This is a genomic window from Cellulomonas sp. GTC20042 (genome assembly GCF_055389595.1).
This window is the reverse complement of the sequence record NZ_AP043678.1, coordinates 47,410-66,741: the sequence shown is the minus strand read 5'-3', so window position 1 is coordinate 66,741 and position 19,332 is coordinate 47,410. Positions and strand designations below refer to the sequence as shown.

Below are 19,332 nucleotides of genomic sequence, written 5' to 3'. Positions count from 1 at the left end.
CTGCTCGTGCCCCGCCCCGCGTCGCTGCTGCCCCACCTGCTGACGGCGTCCCGGGTGCCGCTCGGCGTCGCGCTGCCCCTGCTCGCCGCCCGCCCCGCCGCGTACACCGCCGTGCTCGGCATCGCGCTGCTCACCGATGTCGTGGACGGCCGCGTCGCCCGCCGGCTCGGCGTCGCCGGTCCCGCCGGGGCGCGCCTCGACTCCGCCGCCGACGCGGTGCTCTACCTCGGCGCGGTGGTCGGCGCGGTGCTGGCGGTCCCGGCCGGGTCCCGCCCGCTGGTGACCGGCGCGATCCTGGCCGTCGTGCTGCTGCGCGGGTCGTCCGCGCTCGTCGCGCGCCTCCGCTTCGGTCGGTGGGCGAGCATCCACACCTGGGCCAACCGCGCCGCGGGCGGCGTCGTGGTGGCGGGGGTGCTCGGCCTGGTCTGGGCGGGCGCGGCACCCCCGGTTCCCGTGCTGCTGGTGGCCGCCCTCGCCGCCCTGGCGGCGCTGGAAGAGCTCGCGATCGCGGCCACCGCCCGCACCCTCGACCTGGACCGCCGCTCCCTCCTCCCCCCGCACCGCACCTCGCGCCGCCTGCGCTGAGTTCGGTGGTTCGGGCCGAGCTCGGTGGTCGCGGGCACTTCTCTCGCACGAACCACCGAACTCGGCGGCACGTACCGCCCGGCATCTGGGACGGACGGCCGTGATCCGACGCAGCCTGCCTACCCTGCGCGCATGGATCCGATGAGCAACCGGGGCTGCGCCCCGCGCCGGGGGCCCTCGGCCTGACCGGCCGTCGACCACCCACGGGTCGACGTGCCCGCCAGGCACCCCGACCACCTCACCCGTCGTCGACCGACGGGTCGTCCTTCGAGGATCCTCCATGCTCTCTTCCCCCTCGGGTGCGCGTGCGCGCGCCCTGATCGACCCCACCGGCGTCCGCTCGCGCGCGCTGCTGGCTGCGGTCTGCGTGCTGATCGGCTCGACCGCCGTGCAGACCTCCGCCGCGCTGGCATCGACCGCCTTCGCCGACCTGGGCACGCTGGCCGTGTCCGGCTACCGGATGACCGCCGCCGCCGTGGTGCTGCTGCTCCTGACCCGTCCGCGGATCCGCGGGCGTGACCGGCGGGCCTGGACGGCGATCGTGCTCTACGGCGTGGCGATGGCCGCGATGAACGTGCTGTTCTACGCCGCGCTGGACCGGTTGCCGCTCGGCGTCGCGGTGACGCTGGAGTTCTGCGGGCCGCTGGCGCTGGCGGCGGTCGGCTCGGTCGGCAGGGGCCGGCTGCTGCCGCCGCTGGCGCTGCTCGGCGTGCTGCTGGTGGTCGGCGGACCGACCGGCGACCTCGACGTGCTGGGCGTGGTGCTCGGCCTGGGCGCGGCGGTCGCGTTCGGCGGGTACACCGTGCTCGCCGGGCGGGTCGGTGCCGAGACCGGTGGGCTGTCCGGGCTGGCGCTGTCGGTGGCGGTCGGCGCGCTGGTGCTGAGCCCGTTCCAGGTCGCGGCGGCCCCCACGCTGACCGTCGACCACGTGCCGGCGCTGATCGCCTCCGGGCTGCTCGGCGTCGCGCTGGCGTTCTCGCTGGACTACCGCGCGGTGGCGCTGGCGGGCACACGGGTGGTCGGCACGCTGTTCGCGGTGGACCCGGCGATGGGCGCGCTGATCGGCGCGCTGGTGCTGGGTGATCGCCTGTCCGGCGCGGCGATCGGCGGGATCGCGCTGGTGGTGGTCGCCGGGGCCGGTGCGGTGTGGAGCGCCGGGCGCGGGCGCACCGCCGACCAGGTGATCGGCGACGCCTCCGTCCCCGTCGTGACAGGCGCCGCCGCGGACTGATCGGTCATGCCGACGCCCCGCCCTCGCAGGTCGTGGCGTGCGAGGGCGGGGTGCCGGCGTGCGGGGATCAGCCGAACAGGCGCTGCGCCTCCTCGTCGGACAGCACGCGCAGGGTGTCACCCTCGACGGACAGCAGCACGGTGCCGGCGTCGTTCCAGAACATCGACGTGACGTCCGTGCCCCGGTCGAGCACCAGCGCCTGGACCAGCTCGCCGTGATAGCGCACCATGCCGTCGGCGTCGACCGTGATGCCCTGCGCCTCGTAGGCGCTGAGCCGGTCGATCAGCACCCGGTCCTCACCGGTGCCGGTGTCCTCGCTGAGGGTGAGGGTCTCATCGGTGGCCACCCCGCCCGAAGAGTCCTCGGCGACCTCCGCGGCGCCCTGCTCCGCCGCAGCCCGCTCGGCCGCCTCGACGGCTGCGGTCCCCGCCTCCTCGCTCACCTGGTTCTCGCTCGCCCACCCGTCGGGCGCCGCGACCGCCGGGTCGTCGACGAGCTCGCAGGCCTGCGCCCCGTCCTCGCTGACGACCGTGCCGGGCTCGCACCCGGCGGGGGTGGTGCCGTCGTCTGCGTTCGCAGCGACCGGGATGCCGACGCCGAGCACCAGGGCAGCCCCCAGCGTCAGCAGCGCCACCCCGCGGTGCCGTCGTCCCTCCGCGAACAGTGTCGTGATCCGTCGTGCCACATCAGTTCCTTCCGTGAGTGCCGGTACCAGGACGCGGCCGGGCACCGGAGCGCTCGGCAGCGCCGTGAGCAGCGCACGGGCGTAGCGCACGCGGCCGCTCGGGCCGAGGTCGTGCGTCGCCGTGGCGTCGCAGGCGACCTCGGAGCTGCGGACGGCGGCAGCGACGGCACGCCGGACCACCGGGTTCCACCAGTGCACGGCCCGGACCAGGGTGAGCACCACGCGCTGCGCGGGGTCGTGCCGGCGCAGGTGGGCGCGCTCGTGGCGCAGCACCAGGTCGGCGTCGGTGTCGAGCTGCGGCAGCACGACGCGCGGCGACCGCACCCCGACCACCAGCGACGCCCCGACGGGCGCCACCACCACGCGCGGCAGCCGGGGCCCGTCACCGGCCGAGCCACCGAGCAGTGCGCGCACCAGGTCGGCGTCCACCTCGGTCCCCCACCGGTCCACGTGGCTGCGCAGCCGGTGGTGGGCGATCATCGCGCGGACGATCTCCACCACGGCGCCGACCGCCCACACCACGAGCAGGGCCACGACCACCCAGCGCGCCGGATCGACGCCCGGCGTGGTGACGACGGCCGTGTCGGGCCGCGTCCAGCCGATCCCCGGCACGCCCGGCAGCACCGTCCCGCCCGCGACCCCCTGCGTCGCGGCCGATCCGTCGGCGCCGTCGCCCCCGCCGAGCAGCGCGGGCCGGAACGGCACCAGCCACGCCAGCAGCAGCACGAACCACGCCCCGGCCGGCACCGTCGGGCGCAGCCGGTCGGCCCACCGCCGGTCGGCGGCCAGCGCGAGCCCGGTGATCGCCGTCATGGCGACCAGCCAGACCGCGAGCGCGGTCATGCCTCGCCCCGCTCGTGCGCGTCCAGCCACGCCTCCAGGTCGCGGCGCTCGGCCTCGTCCACCTGCTGCCCGCCGGAGAAGCTCGCGAGCAGGCTGCGCAGGCTGCCCTGGTGGAACCGCTCCATGAACCGGTCGGTCTCGAACGCCAGGTAGGCGTCCCGGGTGACCAGGGGCGTGTAGCGGATGTCGCGCCCGCTGCGGTCGGCGGTGACGAAGTCCTTGCCCTCCAGCCGGGAGAGCAGCGTGGCGACGGTCTGGATCTTCCACGCCCGGTCGTCGGGCACCGCCTGCACCACGGCACGGGTCGTGAGCGGCTCGGTGGCCGCCCACAGCACCTCCATCACGTCCAGCTCGGACTCCGGCAGACGACGCACGGCGCGCTCCTTCGACGATCGATCTTCGACAACTGTCGTCAACGTACTACAGATGTCGTAGATCGCGGGGCGGAATCGACGGACCGGATCCCCACCCGCATCCCCACCCCCGGGTGGTGCTGCCGGCGGCGCGTCCGGCGAAGCATCGAGTCATGACCTCGACCCTGATCACTCTCGTCGTCGCGCTGCTCGTGCTGGCCCGCGTGCTCTGGACGCAGTCGACGTGGCGGGCGCTCGAGCCCGGCCGCGCCTGGCGCGGACCGGTGCTGCTGGGCGCTCTCGGGCTCGCCGCCCTCGCCTCCGCGGACCTCGGGCCGCTCACCGCCGCCGACCTGGGCGTGGTGCTGGTCGAGGCCGCCGTCGCGGTCGCCACCGGTGCCGCCATGGGGTCGATCGCCACGATCCGCCCGCTCTCCGCGGAGTCGCGCGCCCGACTGACGCAGCGCCGCCGACCGCCGACCGGCCCGGTGCTGCTGGAGACCCGGACCGGCGTGCGGGGCACGGTGCTCTGGATCGCGGTGCTCGCGGTGCGCATCGGACTGGGTGCGTACAGCCACACCCACGGCCTCGCGCTGGCCTCTGCGAGCGGCACGATCGCCCTGGTGCTCGCCGTCAACCGCGCGGCACGGACGAGCGTGCTGCTGACCCGGACCGGCGAGCTGCGCGTCCTGTCGTGACAATGGGCCGTGTGACCGCCGACCCGACCGCGCCGCCCCGGTCGCGCCCCACCCGGCGGGTGCTGCTCGCCCTGATCGCCGCCGTCACCGGCGCACTGATCGCCGCCCGGATCGGTGGGCCCGGGCAGACCGTCGCCGCCGTCGGCCTGATCGGGTCCCTGACGCTCCTGGTGCGCGCGCTGCTGCCCCCGGTCGTCGGTCGCGCGGACGACGCGATGCTGCTGGTGATGCTGCTCGCCGGCGGGCTGTCGACGCCGGGCACCGACGGGCTCGGCTGCGCAGCACTGGCGGCCGGCCTGCTGTCCGTGCTCTCGGACACCCGGCGGTCACGGGCCGAGATCGTCGGCGCACCCCTGCTGGCGGCCGCGGCGCTCGGCGCCGGGATCGTGCTGGCCGACCCCTCGCCGGCGTTCGCGATCGGCCTCGCCCTGATCCTCGCCCTGCTCACGCTGTCGGGGTTCGCCCGCCGCAGCACCCGGCGCTGGGAGCAGGCAGAACGCGCCGCGCTGGAGAACGCCGTCGCCGTCGAGCAGGAACGTGCCCGGTCCGCCGCGCTGGAGGAGCGCGCGCGGATCGCCCGGGACCTGCACGACGTGCTCGCGCACACCCTCGGCGGCCTGGTGGTGCAGCTCGACGCGGTGGAGGCGGAGCTGGAGGCCGAGCGCACCGCCGACGCCCGGCAGCGCGCCGGGCGGGCACGGGACCTCGCGGCCGCCGGGCTGGACGAGGCGCGCCGCGCGGTCGCGTCCCTGCGCGGCACCGACGTCGACACCGAGGCCGCCGTCCGCTCGCTGGCCGAGACCCACCGCGTGCTCGGCGGCGACCTCACGCTCACCACCTCCGGGCGCCCGTCCGGGTCCGCCCCGGCGGTCGAGGTCGTCCGTCGGGCGATGCAGGAGCTGCTGACCAACGCGCGTCGGCACGCGCCGCGCGCCCCGGTCGAGGTCCGCCTCGACCAGGACGCCACCGTGCGGCTGACCGTGAGCACACCGCGGGCCGAGGGCGGCGTGGCGACCGGGTCCGGCGGCGCCGGGCTCGCCGGGCTGCGCGAGAGGGCGACCGCGGCCGGCGGATCGGCCACCATCGATCCCGGTGACCCGTTCGTCGTGATCGTGGAGGTGCCCCGATGATCCGCGTGCTGGTGGTGGACGACCAGGCGATCGTGCGCGACGGGCTGGTGACCCTGCTCGGCCTGCTGCCCGACGTCGAGGTGGTCGGGGAGGCGGCGGACGGCGCGCAGGCGCTCGACCTGGTGGGCGGCGCGGCGCCGGACGTGGTGCTGATGGACCTGCGGATGCCGGTGCTCGACGGCACCGCCGCCACCGCCCGGCTGCGCACCGAGCACCCCGAGGTCGCCGTGCTCGTGCTCACCACCTACGGCGACGACGCCTCGATCACCGGGGCGCTGGCCGCCGGCGCGCGCGGCTACCTCACCAAGGACGCCGGGCGCACCGAGCTCGCCGCCGCCGTGCGGGCCGCCGCAGCCGGTCACGTGACCCTCGGCGCGGAGGTCGGCGCGCGGGTGCTCAGCGGCTTCGCCGAGCGGCTGCCGACCCGCGAGCGCTTCCCCGCGCTGACCGCCCGGGAGGCCGAGGTGCTGGACCGGATCGTCGCCGGCGAGAGCAACGCCGAGATCGCGGCACGCCTGTTCCTGTCCGTCTCGACCGTGAAGTCCTACGTCAACGACGTGTTCGCGAAGCTCGGTGCACGGGACCGCGCGCACGCCGTCGCGATCCACGCCGGACGCTCCTCCGGGCGGTAAACGGTTTCGTACCCTCCTGACCTGCGCGGTCGCCGCCCTCGCCCGTGCGAGGATGAACCGGTTCCACTACGCCGGTGGCCCTAGACTGGCACCCGGCCATCGACGACCGGAGGGGGACACCGTGAGCACGATCCGTGACGTGGCACGCCACGCGGAGGTGGGAGTCGGCACCGTCTCCCGCTACCTCAACGGCTCCTCGGTGAAGCCCAAGACCGCGCAGCGCATCGACGCCGCGATCGAGGACCTCTCCTTCGTCGCCAACCGCGCCGCCAGAGGCCTCGCCCGCGGACGCGTCCCCACGATCGGCGTGCTGCTGCCCTTCGTCACCTCGCCCTCCGCCCTGGAGCGCATGCGCGGCATCATCGAGCACGCCCGCGACACCGGCCTGCCGGTCAGCATCTTCGACGTCGAGCAGCCGCACCACGTGGACGAGCACATCGACGCCATGTGCCACGACCTGCGCCCCGAGGCGCTGCTGGTCGTCTCGATCCGGCTCAGCGACACCCAGCTCGCCACCCTGGAGCAGGCGCAGATCCACCCGGTGTTCCTCGACGTCGAGCAGCCCGGGCACCCCATGGTCACCGTGGACGACGTCGAGGGCGGACGGATCGCCACCCGGCACCTGATCGACCTCGGGCACCGGCGGATCGCGTTCGTCGGCGACCACGAGCACACCTCCCGCCTCGGCTTCACCTCCTCCGCCCGCCGCCGGCACGGCTACGCCGAGGTGCTCGCCGCCGCCGGCATCGAGGTCCCCGCCGCCTACGCCGCCCTCGGCGAGCACGGCGCCGACCCCGCCGCAGACAGCACCCGCGCCCTGATGGCGCTCGACCAGCCGCCGACCGCGATCTTCGCCGCCTCCGACACCCAGGCACTCGGCGTGCTCCGCGCCGCCCGCGAGATCGGCCTGCGCGTGCCCGAGGACCTCTCGGTGATCGGCTTCGACGACATCGAGTCCGCGCACTGGTCCGGGCTGACCACCGTCCGCCAGCCGCTGCGCGAGATGAGCGGGCAGGCGATGGAGCTGGTCACGGATCTGATGCGCTCGCGCACGCCGGAGCCGTTGCAGCGCGAGGGGCGGCTGGAGCTCGTCACGCGCGGGACGACGGCGGCGCCGGCGGCGGGGTGGGCCGGGTCGCACCGCACCGTGGTCGAGAGCGGTCCACGCACGGATCTCTGATCAGGGGCTCGTGATCCCGTTCACGATGGACATCCCGACGACCGACCGGTAAACTTGTCGCCATCACGATCAGCCCGTTGCCTCACGGCGGCGGGCTGATTTTCTTGGTCTGACCGATGGTGCGAGGGGGCATCGTGGCCGAGTACACGAAGCCGTGGTGCTCCGTCGATGAGCAGATCTCGCTCCTGGCTGCCCGTGGGGTCGATGTCGAGCCGAGGGATCGCACCGAGGCCCTGCTCTATGCCGTGGGCTACTACCGGCTCACCGGCTATCTGCATCCGTTCCGGCACGCGGAGCAGCGGGTAGACGAGGACGGACGAGAGCGGACGGTGCTGCTCGACGGCTACCGGACGGGGACGTCCATCGCACAGGTCGGCCGGGTGATCGACTTCGATCGCGCCCTGCGCGTGCTCGTCATGGAGGCCGTCGAGCGGATCGAGATCGCGATCCGGATGCGGTTCGGCTACGTGCTGGGTCGGCGCTCCGCCTTCGCGCACCTGGAGGCCTCGACCTTCCTGCCTGCGTTCGTTCTGCCTCAGGCCGGCGACAAGACGGGTGCACGCACGGACCCGAGCAAGCACGCGGAGTGGCTGGAGCGGGTGGCCGCGAGGGTGAGCAGATCGGATGAGACCTTCATCGCGTACTTCCAGAGCCGCTACGAGGGCCGTATTCCGATCTGGGCGCTCACCGAAGTTCTCGAGCTCGGGCACCTGTCCACGCTCTACCGCGGCCTCACCGACGAGGACGCCCAGCAGATCGCCGACGCCTTCGAGGTGCCGACCAAGCGGATCATGACCAGCTGGCTCGCCAGTACGAACTACGTCCGCAACGTCGCCGCGCACCATGCGCGCCTGTTCAACCGGAAGCTCCAGAATGCGCCGAGCCGGCCGAGGGTCGGCCTGGTCCCGCTCCTGGACCACCTGGCTGAACCGACGATGCCCAAGGGAGCATTCGGGACCTACAACGCGCTCGCGGTGATCGCGTACCTGCTGCGGGCTGTGGACGACCGGAGCGACTGGACCGGCCGGATGGTCGATCTGCTGCGCACCTTCCCCGCGCAGCCGGGTCTCGACCTCCGCGCGCTCGGGGTGCCTCCTGGCTGGGACGGGCTCGACCTGTGGCAGGCCACCACGCAAACGTCACCTCGTCGGTGACACGAGAGGTGACATTTGCGTGGTGGGGACCCAAGCCTCACACCGCCGCGTTGACCTCGGCGACGATCGCCGCCACCCCGTCGTGCTTGAACGGCATGGCCGGGAACAGCTCCACGAGCTTGACCAGCGGCAGCCCGTCGATCTGCCGCAGCATCCCCTCGGGGGTGATCATCGACGTCTCGCCGAGCAGCAGCACCGCCAGGCCGACGCCACCGCCCTCGACGGTGCGCTCCAGCACGGGGCCGCCGACGGGGTGGGCCATGAGCTCGGCGAGGGTGGTCCACTCCGAGATCGTGGTGCGCAGCGGGTCGCCGTCGAGGGTGACGGTGGCGGCGGTGCGCAGGTCGCGGGAGGAGGCGCCGACCTCGATGGTGAACTCGCCGCCCTCGACCACCCAGCCGGACATCTGCGGGTGCCAGTAGGCGAACGCGCGACGGTCCAGGTCGATCGTGACGGCGGTGGTCTCCCCCGGGGCCAGCGCGACCTTGCGGAACGCCTTCAGCTCGCGGACCGGGCGCTGGAGCGTCGAGGCGACGTCCTGCACGTAGACCTGCACGACCTCGGCCCCGGCGCGGTCGCCGGTGTTGGTGACGTCGACGGTCACCGTGGCGCTGGTCGGGCCGGTGACCTGCACCGACGCCGACCCGTAGGCGAACGTCGTGTACGACAGGCCGTGGCCGAAGGGGTGCTGCACCGGCAGCGCGCGGGCGTCGAACCCGCGGTAGCCGACGAACATGCCCTCGCCGTAGCGGACCTGCGACAGCTCGCCGGGGAACGAGTCGAAGGACGGGCTGTGCTCCAGGCGGACCGGGATCGTCTCGTTCAGGCGGCCGGACGGGTTCGCGTGACCGAGCAGCAGGTCGGCGGCGGCGCCACCACCGGCCTGACCGCCGAGCCAGAGCTCGAGCAGCGCGGCGGCGTGGTGCTCCCACGGGGAGGTGCTGATCACGCCGCCGTTGGACAGCGTCACCGCGACGCGTTCCGCGTCTGCCGCGGACGAGACGGCAGCCAGCAGCGCGACCTGCGCGGCGGGCAGGTCGATGTCGGCGCGGTCGTAGCCCTCGGACTCGTCGGAGGCGGGCAGGCCGAGGAAGAGCACGACGGCGTCGGCACCGGCGGCCGCGGCCACCGCCTCGTCCCGCAGCGCGACGGCCTGCGGGTCGTCGGCGGCCAGACCGGTGGCGTACCCGGCGGCGAAGTCGATCGTCAGCCCCGGACCGGCGGCAGCACGCAGCGCGTCGAGGGCGGCGTCGACGCGGGTCGGGTTGACCTGCGAGGACCCGGCGCCCTGGTAGCGCGGCTCGACGGCGAACTGTCCGACGACCAGGATCCGGCCGGTGGCGGTGGGGTCGAGCGGCAGCAGCGCGCCGTCGTTCTTCAGCAGCACCGCGGACTCCTGCGCGGCCCGCCGGGCGAGCGCGTGGTGCGCGTCCAGATCCGCCGCGGGACCGCCGACGGCGGACGCCCGGGTCCGCGACCCGAGGGCCAGCACCCGCCCGGCCGCCACGTCGAGCACCTCACGGGCCAGTGCCCCAGAAGAAACAGCCGACACCACCTGCGCGTCGGTGACGCCCCCGGTGGACGGCATCTCCAGGTCGAGCCCGGCCGCGATCGAGGCGACCCGGTCGTTGACAGCGCCCCAGTCGGACACGACCAGCCCGTCGAAGCCCCACTCGTCCCGCAGCACGTCGGTGAGCAGCCAGCGGTTGTGCGCGGCGAAGGTGCCGTTGATCTTGTTGTACGAGCACATGACGGTCCAGGGCTTGCCCTGGGTGACGGCCCGCTCGAAGGACGCCAGGTAGACCTCGCGCAGCGCGCGCTCGTCGACCACCGCGTCGATGCGCATGCGGTCGGACTCCTGGTTGTTCACCGCGAAGTGCTTGAGCGAGGCGGCGACGTCGCGGGACTGGATGCCGCGGATCAGCGCGGCGGCCAGGTCGCCGGACAGCACCGGGTCCTCGGAGAGGTACTCGAAGTTCCGCCCGCACAGCGGGGAGCGCTTGATGTTGGCGCCCGGGCCGAGCAGCACGGACACCTGGTGCGCGGCGGACTCGGTGCCGAGCGCTGCACCGACCTCCTCCAGCAGGTCGACGTTCCACGTGGAACCGAGCCCGGCGGCCGGCGGGAAGCAGGTGGCGAGCTCGGCCACGGCCACGCCGAGGTGGTCGGTGGCACCGGCCTGCTTGCGCAGACCGTGCGGGCCGTCGGTGAGCATGTACGACTCGATGCCGAGGCGCGGCACGGACTCGGTGCGCCAGAACGACGCCCCCGAGGTCAGCGCGGCGGCCTCCTCGACGGTCAGCAGGGTGGGGTCCACGGCGCTCATCCCTTCACCGCCCCGGCCATGATGCCGCTGACGAGCTGCTTGCCGGCGACCACGAAGAGCACGAGCAGCGGCAGCGTGGACATGACGACTCCCGTCATGATCAGCGAGTAGTCCTTGAAGTACTGGGACTGCAGCAGCTGGGTCGCCACCGGCAGCGTCGGGTTGGTCGAGCCCAGCACGATGAAGGGCCAGAAGAAGTTGGTCCAGTTCTGCACGAAGGTGAACAGCGCCAGCATCGCGGCCGCCGGGCGGGCAGCGGGCAGGGCGATCGACCAGAACGTGCGGAACATCGACGCGCCGTCGACGCGCGCGGCCTCGACCAGCTCGTAGGGCAGCGCGGTCTCGAGGTACTGGGTCATCCAGAACACGCCGAACGCCGTGACCAGCGCGGGCACGATCACCGCGAGCAGGTTGCCCTGCCAGCCGAGCTTCGAGACCACGATGAACAGCGGCACGATGCCGAGCTGCGTCGGGACGGCCATGGTGGCGATCACGAACAGCAGCAACGGGCGGCGGCCACGGAACCGCAGCTTGGCGAAGGAGTACCCGGCGAGCGTGGAGAACAGCACCACGGAGACGGCGGTGGTGACCGACACGATCACCGAGTTGCCGAGGGCCTTCCAGAACTGGATGTCCGAGCTCAGCACGCGCTGGACGTTGTCCCACAGCTCGCTGTCCGGGATCAGCGAGGGGATCACGCTGCCCGCGATGGTCTCGGCGTCCGAGGTGGCCAGCAGGAACGCGTAGTAGAGCGGGTATGCGAAGACCAGGATCACGACGGCGAGCACCGTGTAGTTGACCCAGGTCGGCCGGTGGACGTCGCCGGCGCGGTTGAGCTTGCGGCGGCGGGCCCGGGCCGCGCCGGGGCCGCTCATCTGGTGGGTGACGGGCACGGAGGTCATCAGCGGTCACCCTTCGTGGCGGTGGTGATCCCGGCGGCGCGGCGGGCGGCGCGGTTCTTCGGCGCACGCTTCTTGACGCCGTCGGAGGAGGCGATCTTGCTGGTCAGCAGGAAGTTCACGATCGCGATGGCGATGATGATCAGGAACAGCAGCCAGGCGATGGCCGACGCACGACCGAAGGACTTCTGCGCGCCCCAGCCGACCTCGTAGAGGTACATCGTCACGGTCATCCACTGCCGGTCGGAGCCGCCCTGGCCCCACTGGTCGAACATGCGCGGCTCGTCGAAGATCTGCAGGCCGGCGATCGTGGAGGTGACGATCACGAAGATCATGGTCGGGCGGACCATCGGCACCGTGATCGAGAAGAACTGGCGGATGCGGCCGGCGCCGTCCAGCACGGACGCCTCGTACATCTCGGTGGGGATCGCCTGCATGGCGGCCAGCAGGATCAGCGTGTTGTAGCCGATCCAGCGGAAGTTGACCATGGTCGCGATGGCGACGTGGCTGGCCAGCGGGGAGGCGTGCCAGGCGATCGGGTCGATGCCGACCAGGTCGAGCAGCGCGTTCGCCAGGCCGGACTGGTCGGCGAACACCTTGGAGAAGATCAGGCCGACGGCCACCGGCGCCACGATGTAGGGCAGCAGCACGCCCATCCGCCACAGCGTCTTGGTGCGCAGGTTGGCGTTGAGCATCGCCGCCAGCACCACCGCGATCATGATCTGCGGCACGGAGGACAGCAGGAAGATCGAGAAGGTGTTCCGCAGCGCGACCCAGAACAGCCGGTCGTTCAGCACGGCGGAGAAGTTCTCCAGCCCCACCAGCTCGCCCTGCCCGCCGATCAGGTGCCAGTCGTGCAGCGACACCCACGCCGTGTAGAGCAACGGGAACAGGCCCACCACGGCGAACAGGAGGAAGAACGGGGAGACGTAGAGGTACGGCGAGAGCCGCACGTCCCACCGGCTGAGCCGCTGCGAGAACCCGACGCGCCGGGCGCCGCTCGCGGACGTCGATCTGCTGGTCATGACTGCTCTCTGCTGCTCGGCGCTGGGCGCGTGGGGCGGGTCGGGGGTGGTGCGACGCTGCCGGCGGGGCGTGCGGGGGCACGTCCCGCCGGCAGCGACAGGGGTGTCAGCCGAGCGACTCGATCTCGGAGACGAACTTCTTCCACGAGGACTCGGCGTCGTCGGTCTTGGCGACGTCCACGCGGTCGATCGCGTCACGCATCGCATCGGTCAGCGCGAAGAACTTCGGGCCCTTGTGGGCCACCGACTCGATGCCGGAGGCGGCGCTGGCGTAGATCTCGCCGGTCGGGGCGTTGTTGAAGTCCGCGTTGACCAGGGCGGTCACCGTCGGGTCGGTCAGGGCGTCGGTGGCGCTCGGGAAGTTGCCCGAGACCTCGAACGCGCGGACCTGCTGCTCCGGGGCGGTCAGCCACGCGGCGAGCTCGCGGGCCTCCTCCGGGTGCTTGCTCTGCGTCGGGACGGCGAGGTACGAGCCGCCCCAGTTGCCGCCGCCGCCGGGGAAGACGTCCGCGATGTCCCACACGGCGTCGGAGCCCGCGGAGTTGCCGGCGATGGTGTTGAGCATCCAGCTCGGCGCCAGCATCGTGGCGAACTCGTCACCCTGGAACGCAGCCTGCCAGTCGGTGCTCCACTGGCTCAGGCCGGCCGACAGACCGCTCGCGGCAGCGTCGGTCACCGTGTCGTAGTACTCGCGCACCTCGGGGTTGTCGAGGGCGATCAGCTCGTCGTCGTCCGACTCGTACGGGTTGTCGAGCTGGTTGATCATGCCCTCGTAGATCGCGTCCGCCGAGTCGAACCAGGCGGTGCCGGTCGCGTCGGTGAACTGCTGACCCACCTGGAGGTAGGTCTCCCACGTCGCGCCGTCGCCACCGAGCAGCTCGGCCACGGCCTCGCGGTCGGTCGGCAGGCCCGCGGCCGCGAACAGGTCGGCGCGGTAGGCGATGACCTCCGGGCCGATGTCCGTGCCGTAGCCGATCAGCTCGCCGTCGGCGGTGGTCGCGCCGGCGGTCTTCCACTCCGGCCAGCGGCCCTCGACGTCCTCGGAGGACAGGTCCACGAAGCGGTCCGAGTACTCCATGAGCTCGGGCAGCCACGAGACGTCCACGGCGACCACGTCGGTCAGGCCGGAGCCCGCCGCCAGGCCGGTGATGATCTTCTCGCGCAGCTCGTCGCCGGTGGAGGCCTTGGTCTGCTCCACGACCACCCCGGGGTGGTCCGCCATGTACTCCTCGATCAGCTCGTCGTAGCCGAACTCGTTGAACGTGCTGATGGACAGGGTGATCGTCCCGTCCTCGGCGGCCTCGTCACCCGAGCCCCCGCACGCGGTGAGCACGAGAGCGCCCGCGGCCACACCTGCCGCGACACCCAGCCACCTGGTTCCTGCTCGCACTTGTCGACTCCTTCATCGTCTGCGCTCACGGACGTCCCCGTCCGCACGGTCACCAAAACAGAACCGGTTCCATGTACGCTCAGCATTCTGTGCCGCCGGGTGGGCCGTGTCAAAGACGACCCAGGTGGCGACAATGAACAAGGGCCGTCCACCCCACCTGCCGGTACGGGTGCGCGGGCCCGTGCCCAGAGGAGGACGCGCCGTGCGCAACCAGGTCCAGCTGATCGTCTACGCGGACCGGTTCGGGGGATCGCTGCCCCGGACCGCCACCACCATCCGTGAGGTCTTCGGGGACGCGGTGGGCGGCGTGCACCTGCTGCCGTTCTTTACCCCCTACGACGGCGCCGACGCCGGCTTCGACCCCACCGACCACACCGTCGTGGACCCCCGCCTGGGCACCTGGGACGACGTCCGTGAGCTCGGCACCACCCACGACACCGTGGTCGACGTGATCGTCAACCACGTCTCCGCGCAGTCCCCGCAGTTCACCGACGTGATCGCCCGCGGCGCGGACTCCCCCTACGCCGGCATGTTCCTCACGTTCTCCTCGGTGTACCCCGAGGGCGCCACCGAGGCCGAGCTCACCGGCATCTACCGCCCGCGCCCCGGCCTGCCGTTCACCCCGGTCACCCTCGGCGGCGAGACCCGGCTGGCGTGGACCACCTTCACCTCGCAGCAGATCGACATCGACGTGCGCTCCGCCGCCGGCGACGCCTACCTCGACCAGGTGCTGCGCACCCTCGCCGACGCGGGGGTCACGCTGATCCGCCTGGACGCCGTCGGCTACGCCGTGAAGACCCCCGGCACCACCTCGTTCATGACGCCGGAGACCTTCGAGTTCATCGACGCCTTCACCGCGCGGGCCCGTGACCTGGGTCTCGAGGTGCTGGTCGAGGTCCACTCGTACTACCGCAAGCAGGTCGAGATCGGCGCCCGCGTGGACCGGGTCTACGACTTCGCGCTGCCCCCGCTGGTGCTGCACGCGCTGACCGCCGGCGACGTCGTGCCGCTGCGCGACTGGCTGCACGTGCGCCCGCAGAACGCGATCACCGTGCTCGACACCCACGACGGCATCGGCGTGATCGACGTCGGCCCCGACTCCGCCGAGACCGGCGCCCCCGGCCTGCTCACGCCCGAGCAGATCGACGCCCTGGTCGAGGGGATCCATGAGCGCACCCGCGGCGAGAGCCGCCTCGCCACCGGCGCCGCCGCCTCCAACCTCGACCTGTACCAGGTCAACGCGACGTACTACGACGCCCTCGGCGCCGACGACACCGCGTACCTCGCCGCCCGGGCGATCCAGTTCTTCACCCCCGGGATCCCCCAGGTGTACTACGTCGGCGCGCTGGCCGGCGGGGACGACATGGACCTGCTGGCGCGCACCGGCGTCGGCCGCGACATCAACCGGCACGTCTACACGCCCGAGGAGATCGTCGCCGAGGCGGAGCGCCCGGTGGTGCGCGCGCTGATCGCGCTGATGCGCCTGCGCAGCCGGCACCCGGCGTTCGACGGGGAGTGCACGGTGCCGGAGGGGGCTGCGGACACGCTCGTGCTGACCTGGACGCACGGGGACGCGCGGGCGTCGCTGACCGTGGAGGCGGCGGCCGGGCGGGCCGGGGTGGAGTTCACCCGGGCGGACGGGAGCGTGGAGCGCGTGGAGGATCTGCTGACGCTCACGTACTGAGGGCCGTCTCACCCGACGAGGTCGGTGGTTCAGGCGCATTCATGCGGCGCAGAACCACCGACCTCGTGCGCAACCACCGACCTCGTGGGGGTGGTGGAGCGCGCTAGATGAGGTTGAGCTCGCGGAAGGCTGTGACCAGGCCGAGGGCTGCGGGGGTGGGGGCGGTGCGGTTCGCCACCGCGAGGACGCGGGGGTCGGCGCCCTCGATCGCGACGCCGGTGCCGGCGAAGTCGATCATCTCCAGGTCGTTCAGCCCGTCGCCGAAGGCCACCACGTCGTCCCGGGTCAGGCCCAGGTGCGCGATCACGGCGGCCACGCCGACCGCCTTGTGCACGCCGGTCATGTGGATCTCGCCGGAGGAGTCCCCCATGCCGGGGATCGAGCTCGGCAGGATGAACACCTCGTCGCCGATCTCCTCGGCCAGCACCGTCCACGACTCGGCGGACCCGAAGTAGGTGATCTTCGCGAAGGAGCACCCCGACAGGCTGTCCGGCGTGGTCAGCGCCGCCATGATGTCCACCGGCCCCTCGTGCGCGGCGTCCTCGTCGCTGTCCCGCAGGTGGCCGGCCAGGATCTCCGCCAGCCGTGCCTGCACACCGGGCCGCCCGTACAGCAGCTCCGGTGCCTCCAGGATGAACGCCGCGTCGTGCGTGTCCAGCACCGCCACGGCACGATCCGCGAGGTCCGTGGGGAAGCGCAGGTCGGACAGCACCTCGCCGTCGATCTCCACGTAGGCGCCCGCCGACGCGACCACCCCGTCGAAACCCGCCGCCAGGATCCGCTCCGGCAGCATCGCCTTCGGCCGACCCGTGCACAGCAGCACCCGGTGGCCCGCGGCCCGCGCCGCCCGCACCGCGTCGACGTGCTCGGGAGGGACGACCCCCCGGTCGGCGTACGTGCCGTCCACGTCGAGGAACACGATCCGGCGGTCGGCGGGGGTCTGGGAGGTCACGGGTCCATCCTGACCCATCCGGGGACGCCCCGGCTCCGCCGCCCGTGGTACCGGCGCACCGCGGTCGAGCCGGCGCACCCCGGACGAGCACGTCCCGGCGGAGGCCGTCGGCTGGGACCACCGGCCCACGCCCACTGACCTGCGCCGACGCTACGGTCGACGGAGTCCGCCGGAAGGATCTCCGATGAGCGCCGACCTCGCCGCGCCCCCACGCACCGCCCGCCGCGTCTCGCCCACCTGGCACGCCCTCGCCGCCGGCGACCCGGCACGCGCCCCGCTCGACCCCGCCGCCCTCGCGGCCCTGCCGGCGCCGGCACGCCGATGGCTGACCCGCGCGGTCGCCGCCGACCGTCCCGCCGCAGCGACCACGCTGCTCGCCATGCACGGCCGGATCCTGATCGGCGCGTGGCGGTCGTTCACCGCACGCCAGGTGATCACCGCCGGGCGCGGCTACGTGTGGGCCGCGACCGCGCGCTTCGGCCCGGTCCCCGTGCTCGGCTACGACCGTTGCGCGGACCACGTGGGCGAGATGCGCTGGCGGCTGGTCGGCGTGATCCCGGTGATGTCCGCGGAGGACGACGACGTGCGCCGCAGCGCCGCCGGCCGCCTCGCTGCCGAGATCGTGCTCACCCCGGGCGGCGCGCTCGACCCGTGCGTGCGGTGGGAGGCGGTGGACGACGACCGGGCGATCGCGCACGTGACCGTGGACGACACCGAGCACGCAGTGACGATCGATGTCGACGAGGCCGGGACCGTCCGTTCCGTGCGCCTGCTGCGCTGGGGCGACCCCGCCGGCCGCGGCCCGGCGCTGCACGAGTTCGTGGTGCGCTGCGACGGGGACCGCGAGCACGACGGCATCCGCCTGCCGGCGCGGTTCAGCGCCGGGTGGCGGGTCGACGGCGACGTGGTCGTGTCCTTCGAGGCGGAGATCGACGCGGCCTCCACCCGCTGACCGCCCACCGGGCGCATCCTCGATCACAGCGACCGCACCCGCGGCGCCCGAGGAGGGAGTCCCCGATGGCCCGGTCCCGTGACAGCAGCCTCACCGCCGACGAGCGCGCGGAGCGACTGAAGGAGCGCGTCTACATCACCTTCACCGCCCTCGCCGTCGTGCTCGCCCTGCGCTCCCACGCCGAGAGCACCACCCCCCGCGAGGCCGTCGTCACGCTGCTCATCGCGGTGAGCGGGACCCTGCTCGCGGTGCTGGTCGCCGACTTCGTCTCCCACCTGGCCGCGCACCAGGCGATGCCGACCCGGGCCGAGCTGCGGCACATGATCGGCGTGAGCGTCGGGGCGTTCGGCGTGCTGCCGCTGCCGCTGCTGTTCCTCGGGCTGGCCGCCGCCGAGGCGTGGCCGTTGGACCGCGCGCTGCGTGCCGCCACGATCGCGCTGATCGCCTCGCTGGTGGTGATCGGCTACCTCGCCGTGCGGCGGGTGCGGATGCCGGTGTGGCAGCGGGTGGTCGTGCTCGGCGCCGAGGCGGCGCTCGGGGTCGCGGTGATCGGGCTGGAGCTGCTGGCGCACGGGTGATCCGCGCTGCGTGAAGCGCAGGATGTGCACGGCGCCGGTGCCGGTCACGGTAGACATGGATCCTGTGCCTCTCCCAGGCACCACCTGAGCGAGAGGATCATCACCGTGACCACGTGGCGCAGAGGTCTGGTCGTCGTCGGGACGACCCTCGTCCTGTTCGGCTGCTCCCCCGCGAGCGACTCCTCCGACACCCGGACCCCCGCCCCGAGCGCCCCGGAGTCGACCGTCTCGCAGGCCCCGAGCACCGCCGAGACCGAGCCGGAGGTGACGGGCGAGGACACGTCGGCCGCGCTGGACGCGTTCGTCGCGGATCAGCAGGCGTACATCCCGGCGATCCTCGAGACCAACCCCGGCATGTACTCGGGCGCCACCATCACCGCGATCCACCCCGGCGGCGTCGAGTTCGGCTACACCTACGCCGAGACGCTCGACCCCACCGCTGCCGCCGCCGGCCTCGAGACGATGATCCCCACGCTCCAGACCCTCTGCGACACGCAGGTGTTCGGCACCATGCAGGCCGCCGGCATCACGGAGCCGTCGGTGGTCTACACCTACCTCAACGCCGACGGCTCGCTGATCTGGACGCACACGTTCACGATGTCCTGACCGGGTCAGCGCAGGTCGGGGTCGTCGGCGTCCCACCCGGGGACCGAGTGGTCGACGATCGACGCGTTGAACTGCTCCTCGGTCATCCCCGGGACGAGCTCGACGTGTGCGCGCCAGCCGTTGTCCATCGCGATCACCCGGGGGAAGTCGTCGGGGATCAACGACCGCACCCACAGTGCGACCTCGACCTGCTGCTCTGCGTCACCGTCGCAGCGGATGGCCGAGTGGTCCTTCGTGTAGTCGATCTGGAAGAACGTCTGACCCGGTATCTCCAGCCAGATGTTTGCGTCCAGTGAGGCCAACGGGCTGTTCTTGACGGTGGCGTACTCACCCCAGCGATCGGTGGCCGCGCGCACGAGATCAGCGACCTCCAACGGCAACGGACCTGACGGCACTGCCGCGATGATGATCCCGGAACTCATCTCACTC

The 19,332-nt window shown here is 72.9% G+C and carries 19 protein-coding genes; 11 read left to right on the top strand and 8 right to left on the bottom strand.

The genetic code is table 11. The features are described 5' to 3' along the window. Window positions 1-6 precede the first annotated feature (6 nt). Both ACZ5HG_RS00345 and ACZ5HG_RS00340 read left to right on the top strand, forming a co-directional pair. Window positions 7-585 carry a CDP-alcohol phosphatidyltransferase family protein gene (locus ACZ5HG_RS00345; RefSeq protein ID WP_464179505.1) on the top strand — a complete coding sequence of 193 codons (579 nt, stop codon included), beginning with the start codon at window positions 7-9 and terminating at the stop codon, window positions 583-585. A gap of 280 nt (window positions 586-865) precedes the next feature. After that, a complete protein-coding gene (locus ACZ5HG_RS00340) occupies window positions 866-1,816 on the top strand; it encodes an EamA family transporter (RefSeq protein WP_464179503.1) in 951 nt (316 codons plus the stop codon). 67 nt (window positions 1,817-1,883) lie between these two features. On the opposite strand, the gene ACZ5HG_RS00335 is transcribed toward ACZ5HG_RS00340, so the two are convergent. Next, on the bottom strand, window positions 1,884-3,344 hold the full coding sequence (locus tag ACZ5HG_RS00335; protein ID WP_464179501.1) for a M56 family metallopeptidase: 1,461 nt from the start codon (window positions 3,342-3,344) through the stop codon (window positions 1,884-1,886). After that, on the bottom strand, window positions 3,341-3,718 hold the full coding sequence (locus ACZ5HG_RS00330) for a BlaI/MecI/CopY family transcriptional regulator (protein ID WP_464179499.1): 378 nt from the start codon (window positions 3,716-3,718) through the stop codon (window positions 3,341-3,343). The genes ACZ5HG_RS00335 and ACZ5HG_RS00330 overlap by 4 nt, the downstream gene beginning before the upstream one ends. 152 nt (window positions 3,719-3,870) lie before the next feature. On the opposite strand from ACZ5HG_RS00330, the gene ACZ5HG_RS00325 reads away from it, so the two are divergent. The 5 genes from ACZ5HG_RS00325 to ACZ5HG_RS00305 all read left to right on the top strand — a co-directional run bounded on the left by ACZ5HG_RS00325 (window position 3,871) and on the right by ACZ5HG_RS00305 (window position 8,491). Then, a complete protein-coding gene (locus ACZ5HG_RS00325) occupies window positions 3,871-4,395 on the top strand; it encodes a hypothetical protein (RefSeq protein WP_464179497.1) in 525 nt (174 codons plus the stop codon). 11 nt (window positions 4,396-4,406) lie between these two features. Beyond that, the gene (locus tag ACZ5HG_RS00320; protein ID WP_464179495.1) at window positions 4,407-5,525 is read left to right on the top strand and encodes a sensor histidine kinase; all 1,119 of its coding nucleotides are present in this window, start codon (window positions 4,407-4,409) and stop codon (window positions 5,523-5,525) included. Next, window positions 5,522-6,157, top strand: coding sequence for a response regulator transcription factor (locus ACZ5HG_RS00315; RefSeq protein WP_464179493.1), 636 nt, complete (start codon window positions 5,522-5,524; stop codon window positions 6,155-6,157). Before ACZ5HG_RS00320 ends, ACZ5HG_RS00315 begins: the two co-directional genes overlap by 4 nt. Before the next feature lie 139 nt (window positions 6,158-6,296). Further along, window positions 6,297-7,337 (top strand): LacI family DNA-binding transcriptional regulator, encoded by a 1,041-nt coding sequence (locus ACZ5HG_RS00310; RefSeq protein WP_464179491.1) that lies wholly within the window; start codon window positions 6,297-6,299, stop codon window positions 7,335-7,337. Between the two features lie 134 nt (window positions 7,338-7,471). Further along, on the top strand, window positions 7,472-8,491 hold the full coding sequence (locus tag ACZ5HG_RS00305; protein ID WP_464179489.1) for an Abi family protein: 1,020 nt from the start codon (window positions 7,472-7,474) through the stop codon (window positions 8,489-8,491). Between the two features lie 37 nt (window positions 8,492-8,528). On the opposite strand, the gene ACZ5HG_RS00300 is transcribed toward ACZ5HG_RS00305, so the two are convergent. The 4 genes from ACZ5HG_RS00300 to ACZ5HG_RS00285 form a co-directional block, all read right to left on the bottom strand. Continuing rightward, complete coding sequence (locus tag ACZ5HG_RS00300; RefSeq protein ID WP_464179487.1) at window positions 8,529-10,817, bottom strand: glycoside hydrolase family 3 C-terminal domain-containing protein; 2,289 nt, start codon at window positions 10,815-10,817, stop codon at window positions 8,529-8,531. Then, on the bottom strand, window positions 10,814-11,719 hold the full coding sequence (locus tag ACZ5HG_RS00295; RefSeq protein ID WP_464179485.1) for a carbohydrate ABC transporter permease: 906 nt from the start codon (window positions 11,717-11,719) through the stop codon (window positions 10,814-10,816). Before ACZ5HG_RS00295 ends, ACZ5HG_RS00300 begins: the two co-directional genes overlap by 4 nt. Beyond that, window positions 11,719-12,741, bottom strand: a complete 1,023-nt coding sequence (locus ACZ5HG_RS00290; RefSeq protein WP_464179483.1) for a carbohydrate ABC transporter permease — start codon at window positions 12,739-12,741, stop codon at window positions 11,719-11,721. Before ACZ5HG_RS00290 ends, ACZ5HG_RS00295 begins: the two co-directional genes overlap by 1 nt. A gap of 106 nt (window positions 12,742-12,847) precedes the next feature. After that, window positions 12,848-14,131 (bottom strand): ABC transporter substrate-binding protein, encoded by a 1,284-nt coding sequence (locus tag ACZ5HG_RS00285; protein WP_464179480.1) that lies wholly within the window; start codon window positions 14,129-14,131, stop codon window positions 12,848-12,850. 202 nt (window positions 14,132-14,333) lie between these two features. On the opposite strand from ACZ5HG_RS00285, the gene gtfA reads away from it, so the two are divergent. Beyond that, window positions 14,334-15,815: a sucrose phosphorylase gene (gene gtfA, locus ACZ5HG_RS00280; RefSeq protein ID WP_464179478.1), complete on the top strand. Its 1,482-nt coding sequence runs from the start codon at window positions 14,334-14,336 to the stop codon at window positions 15,813-15,815. A 103-nt stretch (window positions 15,816-15,918) separates the two neighbouring features. Here the strand turns inward: gtfA and ACZ5HG_RS00275 are convergent, their stop codons facing one another. Then, entirely contained in the window at window positions 15,919-16,767 is an 849-nt protein-coding gene (locus ACZ5HG_RS00275) for an HAD hydrolase family protein (RefSeq protein ID WP_464179476.1), read from the bottom strand. A gap of 184 nt (window positions 16,768-16,951) precedes the next feature. On the opposite strand from ACZ5HG_RS00275, the gene ACZ5HG_RS00270 reads away from it, so the two are divergent. The 3 genes from ACZ5HG_RS00270 to ACZ5HG_RS00260 all read left to right on the top strand — a co-directional run bounded on the left by ACZ5HG_RS00270 (window position 16,952) and on the right by ACZ5HG_RS00260 (window position 18,903). Beyond that, a complete protein-coding gene (locus tag ACZ5HG_RS00270; protein WP_464179474.1) occupies window positions 16,952-17,719 on the top strand; it encodes a DUF6544 family protein in 768 nt (255 codons plus the stop codon). 65 nt (window positions 17,720-17,784) lie between these two features. Then, a complete protein-coding gene (locus ACZ5HG_RS00265; protein WP_464179472.1) occupies window positions 17,785-18,297 on the top strand; it encodes a hypothetical protein in 513 nt (170 codons plus the stop codon). Window positions 18,298-18,402: 105 nt separating this feature from the next. Next, on the top strand, window positions 18,403-18,903 hold the full coding sequence (locus tag ACZ5HG_RS00260) for a hypothetical protein (protein ID WP_464179470.1): 501 nt from the start codon (window positions 18,403-18,405) through the stop codon (window positions 18,901-18,903). A 5-nt stretch (window positions 18,904-18,908) separates the two neighbouring features. On the opposite strand, the gene ACZ5HG_RS00255 is transcribed toward ACZ5HG_RS00260, so the two are convergent. Then, window positions 18,909-19,325, bottom strand: a complete 417-nt coding sequence (locus ACZ5HG_RS00255) for a hypothetical protein (RefSeq protein WP_464179468.1) — start codon at window positions 19,323-19,325, stop codon at window positions 18,909-18,911. Between the last annotated feature and the right edge of the window lie 7 nt (window positions 19,326-19,332).